The sequence below is a fragment of the Patulibacter brassicae genome (assembly GCF_033949425.1).
GTDB classification, from domain to species: Bacteria; Actinomycetota; Thermoleophilia; order Solirubrobacterales; family Solirubrobacteraceae; genus Patulibacter; species Patulibacter brassicae.
Map to the genome: position 1 here is coordinate 127,915 of NZ_JAXAVX010000003.1, position 16,702 is coordinate 144,616.

14 protein-coding genes are annotated in these 16,702 nt (G+C 75.5%); 10 read left to right on the top strand and 4 right to left on the bottom strand.

Annotated features, from left to right (window positions below; genetic code table 11):
* Position 1: 1 nt before the first annotated feature.
* On the bottom strand, positions 2–2,125 hold the full coding sequence (locus SK069_RS08285; protein ID WP_319953737.1) for an O-antigen ligase family protein: 2,124 nt from the start codon (positions 2,123–2,125) through the stop codon (positions 2–4).
* A gap of 27 nt (positions 2,126–2,152) precedes the next feature.
* Here SK069_RS08285 and SK069_RS08290 point away from each other — a divergent pair, with 27 nt between their 5' ends.
* The 10 genes from SK069_RS08290 (at position 2,153) to SK069_RS08335 (ending at position 13,202) form a co-directional block, all read left to right on the top strand.
* The gene (locus SK069_RS08290; protein ID WP_319953738.1) at positions 2,153–2,851 is read left to right on the top strand and encodes a hypothetical protein; all 699 of its coding nucleotides are present in this window, start codon (positions 2,153–2,155) and stop codon (positions 2,849–2,851) included.
* A 432-nt stretch (positions 2,852–3,283) separates the two neighbouring features.
* Positions 3,284–6,115, top strand: coding sequence for a vitamin B12-dependent ribonucleotide reductase (locus SK069_RS08295; protein WP_319953739.1), 2,832 nt, complete (start codon positions 3,284–3,286; stop codon positions 6,113–6,115).
* A gap of 359 nt (positions 6,116–6,474) precedes the next feature.
* A complete protein-coding gene (locus tag SK069_RS08300) occupies positions 6,475–8,115 on the top strand; it encodes a carboxypeptidase-like regulatory domain-containing protein (RefSeq protein ID WP_319953740.1) in 1,641 nt (546 codons plus the stop codon).
* Positions 8,116–8,125: 10 nt separating this feature from the next.
* A complete protein-coding gene (locus SK069_RS08305) occupies positions 8,126–8,572 on the top strand; it encodes a carboxypeptidase-like regulatory domain-containing protein (RefSeq protein WP_319953741.1) in 447 nt (148 codons plus the stop codon).
* On the top strand, positions 8,569–9,825 hold the full coding sequence (locus tag SK069_RS08310; protein ID WP_319953742.1) for a hypothetical protein: 1,257 nt from the start codon (positions 8,569–8,571) through the stop codon (positions 9,823–9,825). Before SK069_RS08305 ends, SK069_RS08310 begins: the two co-directional genes overlap by 4 nt.
* Entirely contained in the window at positions 9,822–11,225 is a 1,404-nt protein-coding gene (locus SK069_RS08315; protein WP_319953743.1) for a hypothetical protein, read from the top strand. The genes SK069_RS08310 and SK069_RS08315 overlap by 4 nt, the downstream gene beginning before the upstream one ends.
* 123 nt (positions 11,226–11,348) lie before the next feature.
* On the top strand, positions 11,349–11,882 hold the full coding sequence (locus SK069_RS08320) for a methylated-DNA--[protein]-cysteine S-methyltransferase (protein ID WP_319953744.1): 534 nt from the start codon (positions 11,349–11,351) through the stop codon (positions 11,880–11,882).
* A 90-nt stretch (positions 11,883–11,972) separates the two neighbouring features.
* The gene (locus SK069_RS08325; RefSeq protein ID WP_319953745.1) at positions 11,973–12,167 is read left to right on the top strand and encodes a hypothetical protein; all 195 of its coding nucleotides are present in this window, start codon (positions 11,973–11,975) and stop codon (positions 12,165–12,167) included.
* Positions 12,168–12,560: an MmcQ/YjbR family DNA-binding protein gene (locus SK069_RS08330; RefSeq protein ID WP_319953746.1), complete on the top strand. Its 393-nt coding sequence runs from the start codon at positions 12,168–12,170 to the stop codon at positions 12,558–12,560. It abuts the gene before it with no gap.
* Positions 12,561–12,644: 84 nt separating this feature from the next.
* The gene (locus SK069_RS08335) at positions 12,645–13,202 is read left to right on the top strand and encodes a hypothetical protein (RefSeq protein WP_319953747.1); all 558 of its coding nucleotides are present in this window, start codon (positions 12,645–12,647) and stop codon (positions 13,200–13,202) included.
* 30 nt (positions 13,203–13,232) lie between these two features.
* Here the strand turns inward: SK069_RS08335 and SK069_RS08340 are convergent, their stop codons facing one another.
* The 3 genes from SK069_RS08340 to SK069_RS08350 all read right to left on the bottom strand — a co-directional run bounded on the left by SK069_RS08340 (position 13,233) and on the right by SK069_RS08350 (position 16,676).
* The gene (locus SK069_RS08340) at positions 13,233–14,483 is read right to left on the bottom strand and encodes a fatty acid desaturase family protein (RefSeq protein ID WP_319953748.1); all 1,251 of its coding nucleotides are present in this window, start codon (positions 14,481–14,483) and stop codon (positions 13,233–13,235) included.
* A gap of 91 nt (positions 14,484–14,574) precedes the next feature.
* Positions 14,575–15,681, bottom strand: coding sequence for a ferredoxin reductase (locus tag SK069_RS08345; RefSeq protein ID WP_319953749.1), 1,107 nt, complete (start codon positions 15,679–15,681; stop codon positions 14,575–14,577).
* A gap of 278 nt (positions 15,682–15,959) precedes the next feature.
* The gene (locus tag SK069_RS08350) at positions 15,960–16,676 is read right to left on the bottom strand and encodes a lysophospholipid acyltransferase family protein (protein ID WP_319953750.1); all 717 of its coding nucleotides are present in this window, start codon (positions 16,674–16,676) and stop codon (positions 15,960–15,962) included.
* Positions 16,677–16,702 lie beyond the last annotated feature (26 nt).

Consider the following 16,702-nt stretch of genomic DNA (forward strand, 5'->3'; position numbering starts at 1 on the left):
CCTACGGCGCGGGCAGCGGCGTCGCGGTCGCCGTCGCCGACGCCTCGGGCGGCGCGAGCTGGCCGTTGGCGGTGCCCAGCAGCGAGACGGCCTGGACGCCGAACGGGTCCAGCTCGACGGCGCGACGGGCGGCGCGCCGCATCCCCTCGCGATCGGCGAGGCGCCCGGCGACCTCGGCCGCCAGCGCCCACGCCGCCGGGTTGTCCGGCTGGCGCTCGGTCGCGCGAACGGCGAGCCGCTGCGCCTCGAGCAGGTTGTCGCGCTGGCGCGCGATGGCGACCCCGATCTGCAGCGGCCGCAGCGCGAAGGGGTCCAGCTCGGCGGCGAACGCCGCGTCGCCGGTCGCGTCGCGCAGCTGCTCCGGGGTCGCGTCCGCCGAGAGCGCCCGCGCGGCACGGTCGGCGTGGCCGTCGGCCACGAGCGGCAGGACGACCGCGACCGTCACGAGCACGGCGGCGACGAACGAGCCCCCGAGCACGACGGCGCGACGGCCCACCCGCGCGCGGCGATCGAGCCGCTCCGGCGCGTCGGCGACCGTCGCCGGGGTGACGAGCCCGTCCGCCCGGCGCGCGGTGCCGCGGGCCGCCGGCACCGCACCCGCCGCGGCGAGCGCGGCGAGCACCGGCAGCGTCACGGCCGGCAGCTCCCAGTCCCAGTCCAGGGCGACGTGCGCCAGCCAGGCGGCGGCGGCCCCGATCGCCAGCGCCTGGAGCGTGCGCTCCCGGCTCGGCGGCGTCTCGCGCAGCCGCAGCACGGCGGCGCGCAGCAGCATCCACAGCGCGGCCCCGAGCAGGAGCAGGCCGACCGCCCCCGTCTCGCTGAGGACCTGGAGCGGCAGGCTGTGCGGCTGGGCGACCTCGGTGGCGTCCTCGCGGTAGCGCTTGCGGATCGTGCCGAACGTCCCGCCGCCCCAGCCGCCCACGGGATGGTCGGCCCAGGCCGAGAACGCCTCCGCCCACCAGTCGGCGCGGTTCGACGACGACACGGAGAGGATGCGGTCGGCACCGGCGACGGGCGCGACGCGGTCCGAGGAGGCGACGGCGTCGCGCAGCTCGCGGACCGCCGGTCCGACGCCGCCCTCGCGCGCGATCCCGGTCGCGGCGGCGGCGAGGACGAAGACGGCGAGCACGGCGAGCCCTCGGCGCACGAGGATCCGCGTCCGCCGGCCGCTCCAGCGCACCCGCCCGTCCAGCGCCTCGACGGCGAGCACGGCCAGCGCGCCGAGGGCCAGCGCGAGCAGGGCGGTCGCCACGACGACCGGCCGCGAGCGCTCCGCGACGACGGCGTCGCCGACGACGCGCCCGCCGGCGGCGAGGGTCAGCGGCAGGGAGGCGACGAGCGACGCCCCGAGCATGAGCGCCATCCGCAGGCGCGAGCGGCCCGAGCAGGCGGCGACGACGAGCGCCCCGATCACGAGCGCGACGAGGGCGCCGCGCGACTGGCTCAGCAGCAGGACCCCGGCCAGCAGCGGCGCGGTCGCCCCGAGCGCGAGCCGCAGGCGGCGGTCGGCGCCGCCGATCGCCATCCGCCCCGCGACGAGCAGGCCGATCGCCGCGACGAGCCCGAGGGCGTTCCAGTAGTCCAGCGGGCCGCGCAGGCGCGTCGCGTTCTCGACGCCGCCGATCGTCACCCCGGTGTCGGGCGAGAGGCGGCCGACGAGCGCGGCGACGCCCAGGACGAGGGCCACGACGAGCAGCCCGCCGACGGTGATCTCCCGCGCGCGAGGGCTGACGCCCGCGGCGGCGACCGCCACGAACACCGCCGCGGCGTACCCCGCGGCGAGCGCGCCCCAGCGCAGCGAGAGGTCCGGCCGGACGCTCCACAGCACCGACAGCAGCGCCCAGGCGGCGAAGAGGGCGAGCAGCAGGACGGCGGCCGCCGATGCCCCGCGCGGCAGCATCGCCGTCAGGCCGCCGCCGGCGAGCGTGCCCGCGACGAGCGCCAGGGCGAGCCCGCCGACGACGGCGACCGCGGCGGCCGTGGGGCCGTAGCCGCCGCCGGCGAAGCCGACCCCGAGGCCGAGCGCGAGCAGCGCGAGGAGCAGGAGCCCGCCCGAGGACGCGCGCGGGCGGAGGGGGGTGCGGGGTTCCCGGCGCTCTCGGGGCGATCGGAGAGCGGCGTGCATGAAGGGTGGCGACGCTACCATCGCCCCGTGCCGACCGGTCGCACCCCCCGTCCGCTCGTCGGGCTCCTGCTCGCCTGGCTCCTCGCGCTGGCGCTCCTGCCCGCGACGGCGGGCGCGGCGACGATCCGCGACCTGCTCGAGGAGTACCAGGGCCTCGGCGAGATCGACGCGTGCTCGCACACGCTGAAGGACCTGCAGGACGCGAAGGGCGCGATCGGCAGCGACAGCAGCCAGTACTCGCCCGAGTTCGCGGACGCGCTGGACGCCGCGATCGCGGCGCGCGGTTCCTGCCCGAAGGACGGCGGCGGGACCTCCGGCGGCGGCTCGTCCGGCGGCTCGGGCTCGTCGTCGGGCGGCGGGACCGCCACGCCGAGCCCGGGGCCGACGCAGACCCAGGAGCAGCAGGCGCCGACGGCCACGACCGCCGAGGCGCCGCCCACCCCCAGCCCGGGCCCCGTCGCCCAGCCCGCGCCCGAGGTCCAGCAGCAGGACCTCATCGCCACGAGCGCCCGCCCGCCGATCGCGACGGAGACCGCGCCGTGGACGTGGGGCGCGATCATCGGGGCGATCCTCCTCGTCGCGGCGCTCGCGTGGCTGCTCGTCAGCGCGACCGGCCGGATCCGCTGGCTGCAGCCCGTGGGGCACGCGATGGGCGAGGCCGGCTGGCGCATCAGCGCCCGGTGGGCCGAGTTCACGGACTGGCTGCGCCTCGGCGGCGGCCGCTGAGCCGCATCCCGCGCCCCCTCGGCCGGTCGCGACGCACCGGGACGGAGCGGGCGCGCCGCGACGACCGGGGCGCGTCGCGAGCGCCGGCGCGCCCGCTCGCGGGCGGTCCGGAGGCGCCTCGGAATCTGGCGCGTAGACACTCATCGAGGGAAAACCCCCGCTCCCTCGGGCAAACGCCCCGCACGTGCCACGCTGTCCGAAGGACGTCGCGACCATGACGTCCGACGACCCTGCGAAGGTGCCCGGACACTCCGCGGACCACCTCCGCGACACGGATCACCCGACCACGTTCCGAACCGGTGTGCGCACGCCGGGCCGCTCTCCTGCGGTCCGGCGTTTCTGTCTCCGCTCGGCGCCTGGTCGCGGTCGGTCACCCCGCAGTCCCGTCTCACCGCAGACCACCCCCTTTCTGGCACAGGAGCTCCGACCGGCATGGCCACCAGCGACTACACGATCGACCAGGCGCTCACCGTGCGCCGGCGCTTCACGCAAGCGGGCGTCCACCCCTTCGACCAGATCGAGTGGGAGACCCGCGACGCCGTCATCGGCAACCCCGAGAAGCCGGCGTTCCGCCAGGACGGCGTCGAGTTCCCGAAGACGTGGTCCCAGAACGCGACGAACATCGTCAGCCAGAAGTACTTCCGGGGCCAGCTCGGCTCGCCGACCCGCGAGCGCTCGGTGAAGCAGATGGTCGGCCGCGTCGCCGGCACGATCGCCGACTGGGGACGCTCGCTCTCCTACTTCGCCACGCCCGAGGACGCCGACGCGTTCGAGGCCGAGCTGACGTACATCCTCGTCAACCAGCTCGCGGCCTTCAACAGCCCGGTCTGGTTCAACGTCGGGTTCGAGGAGAGCCCGCAGTGCTCGGCCTGCTTCATCCTCTCCGTCGACGACTCGATGGACTCGATCCTCGAGTGGAACACGAAGGAGGGCCGGATCTTCCGCGGCGGCTCGGGCTCCGGCATCAACCTCTCGAACATCCGGGGCTCGATGGAGCCGCTGTCCAAGGGCGGCACGGCCTCCGGGCCGGTCTCCTTCATGCGCGGCGCCGACGCGTGGGCCGGCACGATCAAGTCGGGCGGCAAGACGCGCCGCGCGGCGAAGATGGTCGTCCTCGACGTCGACCACCCGGACATCCTCGAGTTCGTCCAGTGCAAGGCGAAGGAGGAGGACAAGGCCGAGGCCCTCGCGAAGGCGGGCTTCGACATGTCGATCGACGGTGACGGCTTCACCTCGATCCAGTACCAGAACGCGAACAACTCGGTCCGCGCGACCGACGCGTTCATGGAGGCGGTCGTCGCGGGCGAGGAGTGGCAGACCACCCCGCGCAACCCCGAGGCGCAGGACATCGCCACGCCGCGGTACGACGCGCGCGAGCTCATGGACGAGATCGCGAAGGCCGCCTGGCGCTGCGCCGATCCGGGCATCCAGTTCGACACGACGATCAACCGCTGGCACACGTGCCCCAACAGCGGCCGCATCAACGCGTCCAACCCGTGCAGCGAGTACATGCACGTGGACGACTCGGCGTGCAACCTCGCGTCGCTGAACCTCATGAAGTTCCGCCGCGCCGACGGCACGTTCGACACGGAGACGTTCGAGCACGCCGTCGACGTCGTCCTGCTCGCGCAGGAGATCGTCGTCGGCCCGTCGAGCTACCCGACCGAGCAGATCGGCGCGAACGCCCGCCGCTTCCGCCAGCTCGGCCTCGGCTACGCCAACCTCGGCGCGTACCTCATGGCCAACGGCCTGCCGTACGACTCCGACGAGGGCCGCGCGATCGCCGCCGCCATCACGGCGCTCATGACCGGCCGCGCGTACCGTCGCTCGGCCGAGGTCGCCGCCGCGATCGGCCCGTACGAGGCCTACGCCGAGAACCGCGAGCCGCACAACGCGGTCATGCGCATGCACCGCGAGGCCGCGTACGAGATCGACGACGCCCTCTCCCGCGACGCCGAGCTGCTCGCCGCGGCGCGCCGCAGCTGGGACGACGCCGTGAAGCTCGGCGACGCCCACGGCTACCGCAACGCGCAGGCCACGGTGCTCGCGCCCACCGGCACGATCTCCTTCCTCATGGACTGCGACACGACCGGCATCGAGCCGGACTTCTCGCTCGTGAAGTACAAGGAGCTCGTCGGCGGCGGCTCGATGACGATCGTCAACCGGACCGTGCCGCTCGCGCTGCAGGAGCTGGGCTACGGCGCCGAGGAGGTCGACCAGATCGTCGCCTACACGAACGAGCACGGCACGATCGTCGGCGCCCCGGGCCTCGCCGCGGAGCACCTGCCGGTCTTCGACGTGGCGGTCGGGCAGCGCGCGATCAGCCACATGGGCCACATCAAGATGATGGGCGCCACGCAGCCGTTCCTCTCCGGCGCGATCTCCAAGACGGTGAACATGCCGTCGACGGCGACCGTCGAGGACATCGCCGAGGCCTACACCGAGGCGTGGCGCCTCGGCGTGAAGGCGCTGGCGATCTACCGCGACGGCTCCAAGACGGCCCAGGCGCTGCGCACCGACGCGCAGGCCGAGGGCGGCGTCTCGGAGGCCGAGGTCGAGGAGCGCATCGAGCAGGAGGTCGCCCGCGCCGTCGCCGAGGCCGAGACGCGCATCCGCGCCGAGCTCGGGCCGAAGCGCCGCCGGATGCCGCGCGAGCGCCAGTCGATCACCCACAAGTTCTCGATCGGCGGCCACGAGGGCTACCTCACCGCCGGCATGTACGAGGACGGGACGGTCGGCGAGATCTTCCTCACCGACATCGGCAAGGAGGGCTCGGCGCTCCGCGGCATGATGAACTCGTTCGCGACCTCCGTCTCGATCGCGCTCCAGTACGGCGTGCCGCTCGAGACGCTCGTGCGCAAGTTCAGCTACATGCGCTTCGAGCCCGAGGGGATCACCACGAACCCGGAGATCCCGTTCGCGAAGTCGATGCCGGACTACTTCATGCGGTGGCTCGCGAGCCGCTTCCTGAGCGCCGACATCCAGGAGGAGCTCGGGATCCGCACCGCGGAGGTCCGCGCCCGCGAGCAGGTCTCGCAGTCCGGCGCGTCGACCGACACGGCCGGCCCGGCGGCGAGCGCCACGGGCGCGCAGCCCGCGCTGGCCGCGGCGACCGACACCCCGCCGGTGGTCCCGGCGAAGGTCGAGGCGTCCGGTCCGATCGTCGAGCTCGGCCCGGTCTGCGGCGAGTGCGGCGGCATGATGCAGCGCACCGGCGCCTGCTACACCTGCTCGAGCTGCGGCAACAACACCGGCTGCGGCTGAGCAGCCCGGCGCGGCGGCCCGCCGCCGCGCCTGCGCCGGGGGGATCCGTCCCCCACCCGGCCGCCCGCGGGCGGCCGGCCCACGGGCCCCTGACGGGGCCCGTCCTCGTTCCGGGCCCGTGCCGGGCGGTCCGGGCCGACGCCGGACCGAACGGCCGAACGCCCCTCCCCCGCCCTCGCGTGTCGGCAGGGCCTCGGGGGCCGGGGCCCTGCCGACGCGCCAGAGCGCCCCCGCCGCACCGACCGTCCGGTGAGCGCCGCGAGCGCCCGACCGGACATCCGTCCTCCCGAGCTGGCGACGCCGGCCGCGCGACCGATGGCAGGAGTGCCGGCCCGCCAGCCCCGACCGTGCCGTCCGTCGTGCGCCCAGCCATCTCCCGCTTCTCCGCCGCGCTCCCGTGCGCGATCGCGCTGCTCGCCGGTGCCGCGCTCGGCGCGGCGCATGCTCCTCCCGCCGCGACCGCGAGCGTGGCCACCACGCGGTCCGCGGCCGCTTCCCCGCTGCGCGTCGAGGGCACCGTGGCCGACCGCGACGGTCGGCCCGTCGTCGGCGCCTCGGTCCAGCTGACGCTCCGACGGTGGGACCCGAACGGCAGCAGCAGCACGGGGTACCGCGGCGGATCGAGCGACGCACGAGGCCGCTTCGTCATCGACGACGCCACCGACGGGATCCCGCTCGACGCGCTCTGGACCGCGTCGGCGATGGCCGCGCACGGCGGCGAGCACGGGCCGTCGGTCGACGTGCTCGCCGCCCTGCAGCGCGCGGCGACCACCGGCGAACCGGCGCGGATCGACCTCGTGACCTCGGTGGCCACCGCAACGATCACCGGTCGCCTGACGATCCGTCCCGGCGACGGGGAGCAGGATCCGACGCCGTTCGTCGAGGAGCGCCCGGGCCGCCCGGCACCGTCGGTGGTGATCGCGGGCGAGCGTCCGTACGACCAGCGCACGGCCACCGTCGACGCGGACGGACGCTTCTCCTTGCGGGTCCCGCCCGGCACCTATCGGCTGAGCGCCACCACGCCCGGGGCCCTGGCGACCGTGTGGCCCGACCTCGAGGACGTCCCGATCGGGTCGGGCGAGGCGCTGCGGGTGGGGGACCACGGGACGGCGGTGGCGGACTTCTCGATGCGCGCCCGCCTCCCGTACGACGCCACCACCGAGGCCGGGACCTGGGAGCCGGGATGGCGGGTCCAGGACGCCGAGCGGCGGCCGACCGACCCCGCTCGGTGCTACCCGCCCGATCCTCACGTCTCGCGCGTGGTCGGCGCCGGCTCGCGCGCCGTCGCGACCTTCCTCGGGACCGGGGAAGCCGTGTCGCTGACCCGGCCGAGCGTCGTGCGGGCGGGCAACCTCCTGACGCTGACGGTCGAGAACGCCGGCGACCGGCGGCTGTGGCTCGACGACGCGCACCTCGAGGGCCCCGGCGCGCAGCGGTTCCGCAAGCCGGCGAGCTGGTCGCAGATGCCCTGCGCGCGCAACATGAGCCTGCCGCCGAAGGAGCCGTACGGCGGTGGCACGGCGATCTGGTTCGACGCCCGCAGCATCCCGTCCGCCCCGGAGCGCCTGGACATCGTGATCCCCCACGACCAGGGCGAGCTTCGCGTGCCGCTGGAGGTGCGCGACCTGCCACCCGAGCCCCAGCCGACGTTCCCGTGGCCGACGCCCGTCGCGTCCGGGCCGCGCCCATCGTCGCCGACGACGGCCAAGCGCCCGTTCAAGGGGACGGCGCCGACGCTCGCGTCCCTCGAGCTGTCCCGGCGCGCGGTCCGCGTCCACCTCCCCGGGGCCGGGACGGCGACGGTGGTCTTCCAGCGCCGCGCCGCCCATCGCGCCGCCCGCTGGCGCACCGTCCGGACGGTGCGGCTGCGGTCGACCGGGGCCGCCGACCTGTCGCGAGGGATGCCGCGGCTGCGGCCCGCGCGCTACCGCGTCCGGCTGACCGCGTCCGTCGCCGGCCAGGTCCCCCGCACGATCACCGTCCTGCACCGCATCCGCTGAGGTCGTTCCGATGCCGTTCCCCGTCCCCGTCCGGCGCTCCCTCCTCAGCGCGTTCCTCCTCGGTGCCGTCGCGGTGGCCGCGGCGGCCCCGCCGGCGGACGCCGCGACGTCACCGGTCGTGCCCCTCGCACCGGTCCGCTCGGCGACCCCACCCGTCACGGACCCGTGGACGCTCTCGCCGACGCCGCTCGACGACCTGCACGAGCGCGAGGTGACGGTGCGCGGCACGATCCGCGACGAAGGCGGCGCGCCGCTGCCCGGCGCGCAGATCCGGATCTCCACCAGCACGGTCACCGAGTTCGGGTTCGGCACGTTCGGGTCCAAGGAGTGGAGCACCCGCAGCGACGAGCACGGCCGCTGGATCATCGAGGGCGTGAACCCGTCCGTCCGGGTCCGTGGTTCGACGTCGCCGGTTCCCGCCTCTTCGTCACCGTCGACGACCCCGAGATCACGATGACCTACGACGAGGATCTCGGGACGGCGCTGCGCACCGCCGCGACCGACGGGACGGGCGTCGTCGAGCGCGACGCCGTCGCGCGACGCGCCGACGCGCGGCTCAGCGGGCGGATCACCGTCGCCGGCCGGTCGGATCCGGGGGCGATCCAGGTCAAGGTCATCGGCGACACGAGCGGCTTCGCGACGGTCGCGCCCGACGGCAGCTGGGAGATGGCGGTCCGCTCCGGCACGTACGCGGTCGAGGCGCAGAGCGTGTTCGGCCTCCCCCGTCGCTGGCCCGACGTCCCGGTCCCCCCGGGCGTCCAGCGCCACTTCGGACGCAACATCCAGGTCGGCTACCGCCAGCAGCGGACCGGGATCGACCTCCAGCTGCGTCCGCGCCGCGCCTACGCCGCGATGGACGAGACCGGGGTCTGGCAGCCGGGATACGCCTCCGCGTACCCGCGCGAGGACCTCACCGAGCTCTGTTACGACCCGCAGCCGCGACCCGTCGGGGCGCTCTCCGTCGCACCGGTGCTCGGCCGTATCACCAACCAGCGCGGAACCTTCCCGGGGCTGCGTCAGAACGAGTTCTTCGGGCAGTTCCCGATCCAGGTCGAGCTGCGCAACGACGGCGACGCACCGATCCGGCTGATGGACGTGCGCTTCGAGGGGCCGGACGCGTCGCGCTTCGCGATGCGCACCGACGGCGCGCTCTTCTGCGCGCGCCAGATGCTGCACCCGAGCAACGGCCTGCAGCTCGTCGACATCCCGGTGCCGCTCCCGATGCCCAAGCGGGAGCTGCGCGTGACGGTCGTCTTCCCGGGGAGCGGGGGACGTGACCTGCGCGTGCCGCTCGTCGTCCTCGACGCCAATGCCCGCAACGCCGACGGCAGCCTCGCGTACGCCGATCGCCTGGCGGTCCCCGCGCTCGCGGGCGCCGGTGGCCCGCACGATCGCCGGCCGTCGAAGCTCGGCACCGCCCCGACGCTCGCCGGTCTGGAGCTCACCGCCCGCAAGGTCGAGGTGCACTTCCCGGCCGCGGGCGAGGCGACCGTCCGGTTCGCTCGTCGCGTCGCCACCCGCGCGCGGAGCCGGAAGGGCGCGACCTGGCGGACCGTGCGCACCCTGCGGGTCCACAGCGCCCGTTCCGGCGACCGGCGGGTGAGCATGCCTCGCCTGCGGGCCGGGCGCTACCGCGTCACCCTGACCACGCGGATCGGCCGACAGCCGGCCCGCTCGCTCGTCCTCTACCACCGGATCGGCACCCGATGACCGCGTGGCGACGGCGTGGCGCCGCGCGACGTCGCGCCGGCGGTGCCGCCGCGACGCTCCTCGTCGTGGCGGCGTCGCTGGCCGCCACGCCGGGCCCCGCCGCGGCACGGGCCGACGACTCGGGGATGCGCGCGTTCGACGCGCTCACCGCCGTGCTGCGAGGACGCGTCACGGTCCGCGGCGCCGCGCTCGGCCCGGGACAGGTGACGGCGTCCCGCCCCGACGGCGCGGAGCGCCTCGTCACCGACACCGACACCGACGGGCGGTACGAGCTGCGCGTGCGCCCCGGACGGTGGAGGGTCACCGCCGAGAGCCGCTACGGCCTGCCGACCCGCTGGCCCGACCTTCCCATGGGTCGCGAGGACGCGCCGGACGTCGTCGCCCAGGACGGCGAGGTGCGCGACGGTCTCGACTTCTCCCTGCGAGCCCGTCTCGCGGGCCCCGGAACGGACGAGTACGGCACGCGGTACGCCGGTCATGACCCGTCGCAGGAGGACGCCGCCGCCACGAGCTACCCCCGTGACCCGTACCGCTCGGTGCTGTCACCGAACGGCCCGCGGCTCTCGATCACGGTCGCCCCGCACCACGATGCCGGTTCGGTCCGCAACCTGCGCCCGGGCGAGCTGCTGACGTTCGGCATCGGTGGCGTGACGGTCCCGGTGACGCTCGGCGTGCGCAACACCGGGGACGACACGGTCTTCCTCCGCGACGCGCGCTTCGACGGCGGCGACGCCGTGCGCTTCGGCTCGTGCACCCTCGACCAGGGTGCCTGCGGGACGTCGCGCCTGCTGCCGGGCCAGGGGACGACGATGCGCCTCTGGCCGGTCTTCGCCGCGTACCGCTTCCACTACGCCACGACGTTCGTGGTCCCGGGCGGCGGCCTCCGGATCCCGCTGGTGCTGCGCAACGTCGCACCGCCGGGCTGGGGCACCGACGGCGACGCCCGCATGCCCGCCGACTGGGCCGAGCACGCGCCGCTCGACCAGGTCGCGCTCGCGAAGGCCAGCGGTCGGGGCTTCGCCCCGTCGGCGCGGGCGGCGGCCGGCGCCGCGCCTGCTCCGTCGCCGACCACCGGCGTCGCGACACCCGCTGCCCCTTCCGGATCCGGGAGCTCGCGCCTCGGCACGCCGGCCCTGTCACGCACGGCGCTCACCGCGCGGTTCCCGGTCGCGGGCCGGGCGACGGTCCGGATCGACCGGCAGGTCGCACCGGCGGCCCGCACCGGGCGCCCGGCGCGGTGGCGGACCGTCGGGCGCGTGACGCTGCGGGCCAGGCGGCCGGGGGTCCAGCGGGCGCGGGTGCGGCGGATCGTGCCGGGCCGCTACCGGATGCGGGTGCAATCGTGGCTCGGGGGCGCACCGCTGGATGCGCGGACCGTCACGGTCCGCGTCTCCCGCTGAGCGCCGTCGCCCGGGAGCGCCGGGGCGTCCGCGGGGCCCCGATCGTCCGCGTGCCTCCGCGAGCCCGCGACGTCGTCGGCCGCCGGCCGACGACGTCCGGCCGGTGCCGGAGGATCCGGGGTCGTGACGGAGCGTCGCGTCATCGACACGCCGGTCGGGCCGGCGGCGTTCACCGTCGTGGAAGGGGCGCTGCAGGGCGTGTGGATCGGCCCGCGCGACGACGGTCCCGGGTCGGGCGGCGCGGGCCCCGGCGATGTCGCGCTGGCCGACCGGATCGCCGCCGCCCTCCGCGCGCTGCTCCACGGCTCCGCCGTCGAGCGGGAGGCGGCGGACGCCGCGCTGCGCGCCGTCCCGATCGCCGACGCCGGCCTGCCGGAGCTCGACCGCGCGGTGCTCGCGGCGATCCGCGCGATCGGTCCCGGCCGCACGAGCACGTACGGCCGGATCGCGGTCGCGGTCGGCAGGCCCGACGGCGCGCAGGCGGTCGGCGGCGCGCTCGGGCGCAACCCGTTCCCGCTCGTCGTGCCCTGCCACCGCGTGCTGGCCGCCGACGGCGCGATCGGCGGGTTCTCCGCGCCCGGCGGCGCCGACACGAAGCGGCGGCTGCTGACGCTCGAGGGCGCCGGGGCGTTCGAGCAGCCGAGCCTGTTCGGCTGAGCTTCACCCGTCACCCGGCCACCGCGGCCTTGCGTCGCCGCGACGAGCGGAGTAGAAGGGGAGCGAGCCCTTCCTCTCCCTGCGAGCACCGTGGCCAACCACCTCACCCCCGACGAGCTCGCCGACCTGCGCGGCGTCGAGCGGACCGAGATCATCGCGACCTGCGTCCGGCTCGGCGTGCCCGTGTACCACGGCAAGATCGACCGGTGGCTCTTCCAGGTCGCGCTCGAGGGCGACGAGCGGAGCCGCGCGACCGGTCCCCTCGCCGAGCAGCGCCTCCACTAGGTGCCCGCCGAGGCCGAGGCGGCGTTCGCCCGCGTGCGCCGGATCGTCGCCGCGCTGCCGGAGACCTCCGAGCGGACGAGCCACGGGCACCCGGCGCTCTTCGTCGCCGCCCGCGAGGGCCGGGGCGGGCGCCAGTTCGCGCACCTGCTCGACGACCACCACGGGGACGGGCGCCTGGCGCTGTGGATCGCGGCACCGGCGGGCGCGCAGGAGGCGCTCGTCGACGCGGCGCCCGACCGGTTCTTCCGACCGCCGTACGTCGGGCACCGCGGGTGGCTCGGCGTCGACCTGCGCGCCGGCGTCGACGACGACGAGCTGACCGGGCTGCTCGAGGACGCCTACGTCACCGTCGCCCCCGCGCGGCTCGCCCGCGCGCTCGACGAGCGGTCCTGAGCGCCCGGGCCGGCCCCGGGACGGGACCAGCACGCGACCGGGCTGCGCCGCGACTGGTCGCGGCGCCACTACGGTGGACCGACCGTGCGCCGGCCCCTCCTCCTCCTGCTCGCGCTCCTCGCGAGCGTCCTGCTCGGCGTCCCGGCCGTCTCGGGCGCGGCCGACGCCCGCTTCCGCGTCGCGCTCGACGGGCGGATCGGGGGCGCCGTCCAGGGCACGCCGGAGGACCTCACCGCCCGCTTCGGGGCGCCCTCCGCGCGCCGGACCGGCCGCGGCGGCACGACCTGCGAGCTGCGCTGGAGCCGCATCGGCCTGCGCGCGACCTACGCGGTGCTCGGCGAGGGCGAGCTCAGCGCCTGCGACGACGGGCAGTTCGTCGGCGCCCGCCTGACCGGCTCCCGCTGGCACACCACGAGGGGCCTGCGGGTCGGGACGCCGGAGCGGCGCATCCGCGCGACCGGGGCGCGGCGCTGCGCCCCTGGGCAGTGTTTCTCGAGCACCGCCGGCACGCACGTCCGCAACGGCTGGGTGCTCTCGTCGCACCACAACCGCTGCACCGGCCGCCGCTCGCCGACGGTCGTCGCCCGGACGACCCGCGGCCGGATCTCGTCGTTCCAGGTCGACTGGATCGGCTGCGAGTAGGGCCCGCGCCCGCCGGGCCCCGCAGCGCGACTACGGGAACGCCGGGATCGGGCCCGCGTGGCCCTGGACGGTCGGCTCGGCGACCGGCTCCTCGTCGGGGGCGACGTACGGCCCCGGCTTCGGTCGCTCCCGGCCGCCGGGGAAGGAGAGCCGCAGCAGCGTGCGCTGGACCATGAGCCACTGCTGCCAGAACGGGCCGCTGTTGTACGGCAGGCCGTACTCCTCGCAGAGCGCCTTGACCTTCGGCGCGATCTCCGCGTAGCGCGACGAGGGCATGTCCGGGAACAGGTGGTGCTCGACCTGGTAGCCGAGGTTGCCGCTCATGACGTGGAACAGCGGCGTGCCCTCGATGTTCGCCGCGCCGATGAGCTGCCGGACGTACCAGCCGCCGCGGGTCTCGTCCTCGACCTCCTCCTCGGTGAACGTGTACGCCTGGTCGGGGAAGTGGCCGCAGAAGATGATCATGTTCGACCACACGTTGCGCACGACGTTGGCGGTCGCGTTGGCCACGAGCGTCTTCTTCCAGTGCTTGCCGGAGAGCGCCGGGAAGACGATGTAGTCCTTGAGGATCTGGCGGCCGGCCTTGCCCGCGATCCCCTTCAGCTCGCGCTTGAGGACCTTCGGGTCCTTGCGGCGCTTCCGGATCGCCTCGATGTCGAGGTCGTGCAGCGCCACGCCCCATTCGAAGAGCAGCATGAGCAGGACGTTCACCACCGGCTGCGCGAGGTAGCGCGGCTCCCACGGCTGCTTCGGATCGACCCGCATGATCTCGTAGCCGACGTCCTTGTCCTTGCCCACGATGTTCGTGAACGTGTGGTGGACGTAGTTGTGGGAGTGCTTCCACGACGCCGCCGTCGAGGCGGTGTCCCAGTCCCACGTCGAGGAGTGGATGTTCGGGTCGTTCATCCAGTCCCACTGGCCGTGGAGGATGTTGTGCCCGAGCTCCATGTTCTCGAGGATCTTCGCGACGGAGAGGCCGGTGGTCCCCAGGGCCCAGGCCGGCGGGTAGCGCGACGCCATCAGCACGATCCGCGAGAGCGCGACGAGCCGCCGGTGGAAGGTGATGAGGCTGCGGATGTACGTCGCGTCGCGCTCGCCGAGGTCGGCCTTCACCTCGTCGTGGATCGCCTGGAACCGCTCGCCGAGCTCCTCGATCTGCGCGTCGGTCAGGCGGTGCAGCGGGTTGTGCGAGGCCGGGTCGAACGGGCGGCCGGACGGCCGCTCGGCGTCGCCGACGGTGTCCGGGCGCGTGGCGGTGCTGGGTCCGGTGTCGGGGCTCATGCGGGCCTCCTTGGGTCGGTGGGGCGGGACGGCGGCGCGACGGGACGCGCACCGCGTGAGCGGGGGAACGGGGCGCGGTGCGGACGGCGGGTCACAGCTCGATCTCCACGTCGCCCTCGGGCGCGTTGACGCAGGTGCGGACCGTCTGGCCCTCCTCGCCGTGGACCTCGCCGGAGCGCAGGTCGCGCAGGCGACCGGCGCGCAGCCGGCCGACGCACGTGTGGCAGATGCCCATCCGGCAGCCGTGGGGCAGCGTCGCGCCCGCCTCCTCGCCGCCGACGAGCATCGAGACGCCCGGGGCGCAGGTGGCCTCGACGTCCGTGACGAGGAAGCGGACGGTGCCCCCGGACCCCTCGGCCCCGTCGGCGCCGGTCCCGATCACCGGCTGGAAGCGCTCGGTGCGCAGGAGCTCGGGGTCGTCGCCGTGGTCCTGCCAGTGCGCCTCGAACGCGTCGATCATCTCCCGCGGGCCCGAGAGGAACGTCGCGCGCTCGCGCCAGTCCGGCACGAGGTCGTCGAGGTCCGTGCACGCCAGGCGCCCGCTCTCGGAGGACACCTGCTCGTGCAGGCGATAGCCGTCGTGCTCGCGGGCGAGCGCGCGCAGCCGCTCGCCGAAGATGAACCCCTCGCGCGTGCGGGTGCCGTGCAGGTGGACGACGTCGCCCAGGCCGCCGCGGCGCTGCAGCTCCCGGAGCATCGCGAAGATCGGGGTGATCCCGCTCCCGGCGGTGATCATGAGCAGCCGCTCGGGCAGCGGGTCGGGCAGCAGGAACTCGCCCTCCACGTCGCCGAGCAGGACCTGCGTGCCGTGGTCGCAGCGGCGGGTGAACCACGGCGACATGCGGCCCTCGGGGACGTGCTTCACCGTCACCGAGACGAGCCCCTCGGGATGGTCCGGGTCGCTCGTGATCGAGTACGCGCGCCAGTGCCGGATGCCGTCGATCTCCGCGCCGATCCGCAGGTACTGCCCGGGGCGGTGGCCCGGCCAGGGCGCGTTCGGCTGGACGACGATCGTCGCGGCCTCGTCGGTCTCCGGGACGACCCGCTGGACGGTGCCGGTGAGCTCGCGCGTGGACCACGCGGGGTTCAGCAGCGCGAGGTAGTCGTCGGGCAGCAGCGGCGTCGTCATCGCTCGCGCGGCCTGCAGCAGCCGGCGACGCAGCACGGGCACGCGGGGGGTGGCGGCGGTCTCGACCATGCGGCTCCTCGTCCTCGGTGCGCGGCCGAGGGAGGCCGCGTCCTGGGCGACCGGGTGCCCGGTCGCCGGTGCGACCAAACCACGTGAGGTGCACGACTGTCAACTCAGACCGCGCCTCTCGGCGTCCGGCCGCCTGATGGACGCGGCGTCGGACGGCCGCGGCCGGCGGGCGACGCCGCCGCACCCGGCACGGCGAACCGCCCCGGGCGGCACCGACCGGACCGCCGGAGGTCCGTCGGCCGGTGGCGCGACGCCACTGCCGGCCGCGGGTCGCGACCTCAGGCGGTCGGCGTCGCGACGCCGCTCTCGGCGTCGCGACCGGCGGCGTCCTCGGCGGCGGCCGCCGCCTGCGCAGCGCGGTACCTCGCCGCCGTCCGGCGGCGGCCCGGGATCGAGATCGGCGCGCGCTCGCGGCACTCCGCGAGCATCCGTGCGCTGAACTCGGCGGGTCCCTCACCCGGCTGCACGCCCCCACCGGCGGGGCGGAAGAACTCGATCCGGATCGACGGGCGCTTCGGGAACCGGACGATGTCCACGGTGCCCTGGATGGCGATGCAGACGACCTCGGCCTCCGGCACCTCCTGCGCGAGCCGGCCGATGCCGCTGCGCGCGCGGAGCGTGCGGCCGCGCGACATCGTCCCCTCGGGGAAGACGCCGATGCACGAGCCGGCGCGCAGCTCCTGGATCGCGGTGGCCATCGCGGCGGCGTCGCCCTTGCCGCGCTGGATCGGGATCTGGCCCATGCCGTCCAGCACCCAGCCCAGCGGGCCCTTCCACAGCGTCGACTTCGCGAGCGCGCGGATCTGCCGGTGCGGCGCCGCGACGGCGACGGCGACCGGATCCCAGTAGCTGTCGTGGTTGCCGATCACGAGCGTCGGCCCGCTCGCGGGCAGGTGCTCGGCGCCGACGACCTCGATCCGTCCCCAGTGGCGGACGATCGGGATCGAGACGGTCCGCACGACGCGGTACATGCGGGTCATGGGGGTCGTGCTCACGCCCCGAACGGTACCCGCCCCTCGGG

Bases quoted from the DNA above. Each gene is read 5' to 3' on its own strand.
- SK069_RS08285 (WP_319953737.1), bottom strand. From the start codon at position 2,125: ATGCACGCCGCTCTCCGATCGCCCCGAGAGCGCCGGGAACCCCGCACC.
- SK069_RS08295 (WP_319953739.1), top strand. From the start codon at position 3,284: ATGGCCACCAGCGACTACACGATCGACCAGGCGCTCACCGTGCGCCGG.
- SK069_RS08305 (WP_319953741.1), top strand. From the start codon at position 8,126: ATGCCGTTCCCCGTCCCCGTCCGGCGCTCCCTCCTCAGCGCGTTCCTC.
- SK069_RS08310 (WP_319953742.1), top strand. From the start codon at position 8,569: ATGACCTACGACGAGGATCTCGGGACGGCGCTGCGCACCGCCGCGACC.
- SK069_RS08315 (WP_319953743.1), top strand. From the start codon at position 9,822: ATGACCGCGTGGCGACGGCGTGGCGCCGCGCGACGTCGCGCCGGCGGT.
- SK069_RS08340 (WP_319953748.1), bottom strand. From the start codon at position 14,483: ATGAGCCCCGACACCGGACCCAGCACCGCCACGCGCCCGGACACCGTC.
- SK069_RS08345 (WP_319953749.1), bottom strand. From the start codon at position 15,681: ATGGTCGAGACCGCCGCCACCCCCCGCGTGCCCGTGCTGCGTCGCCGG.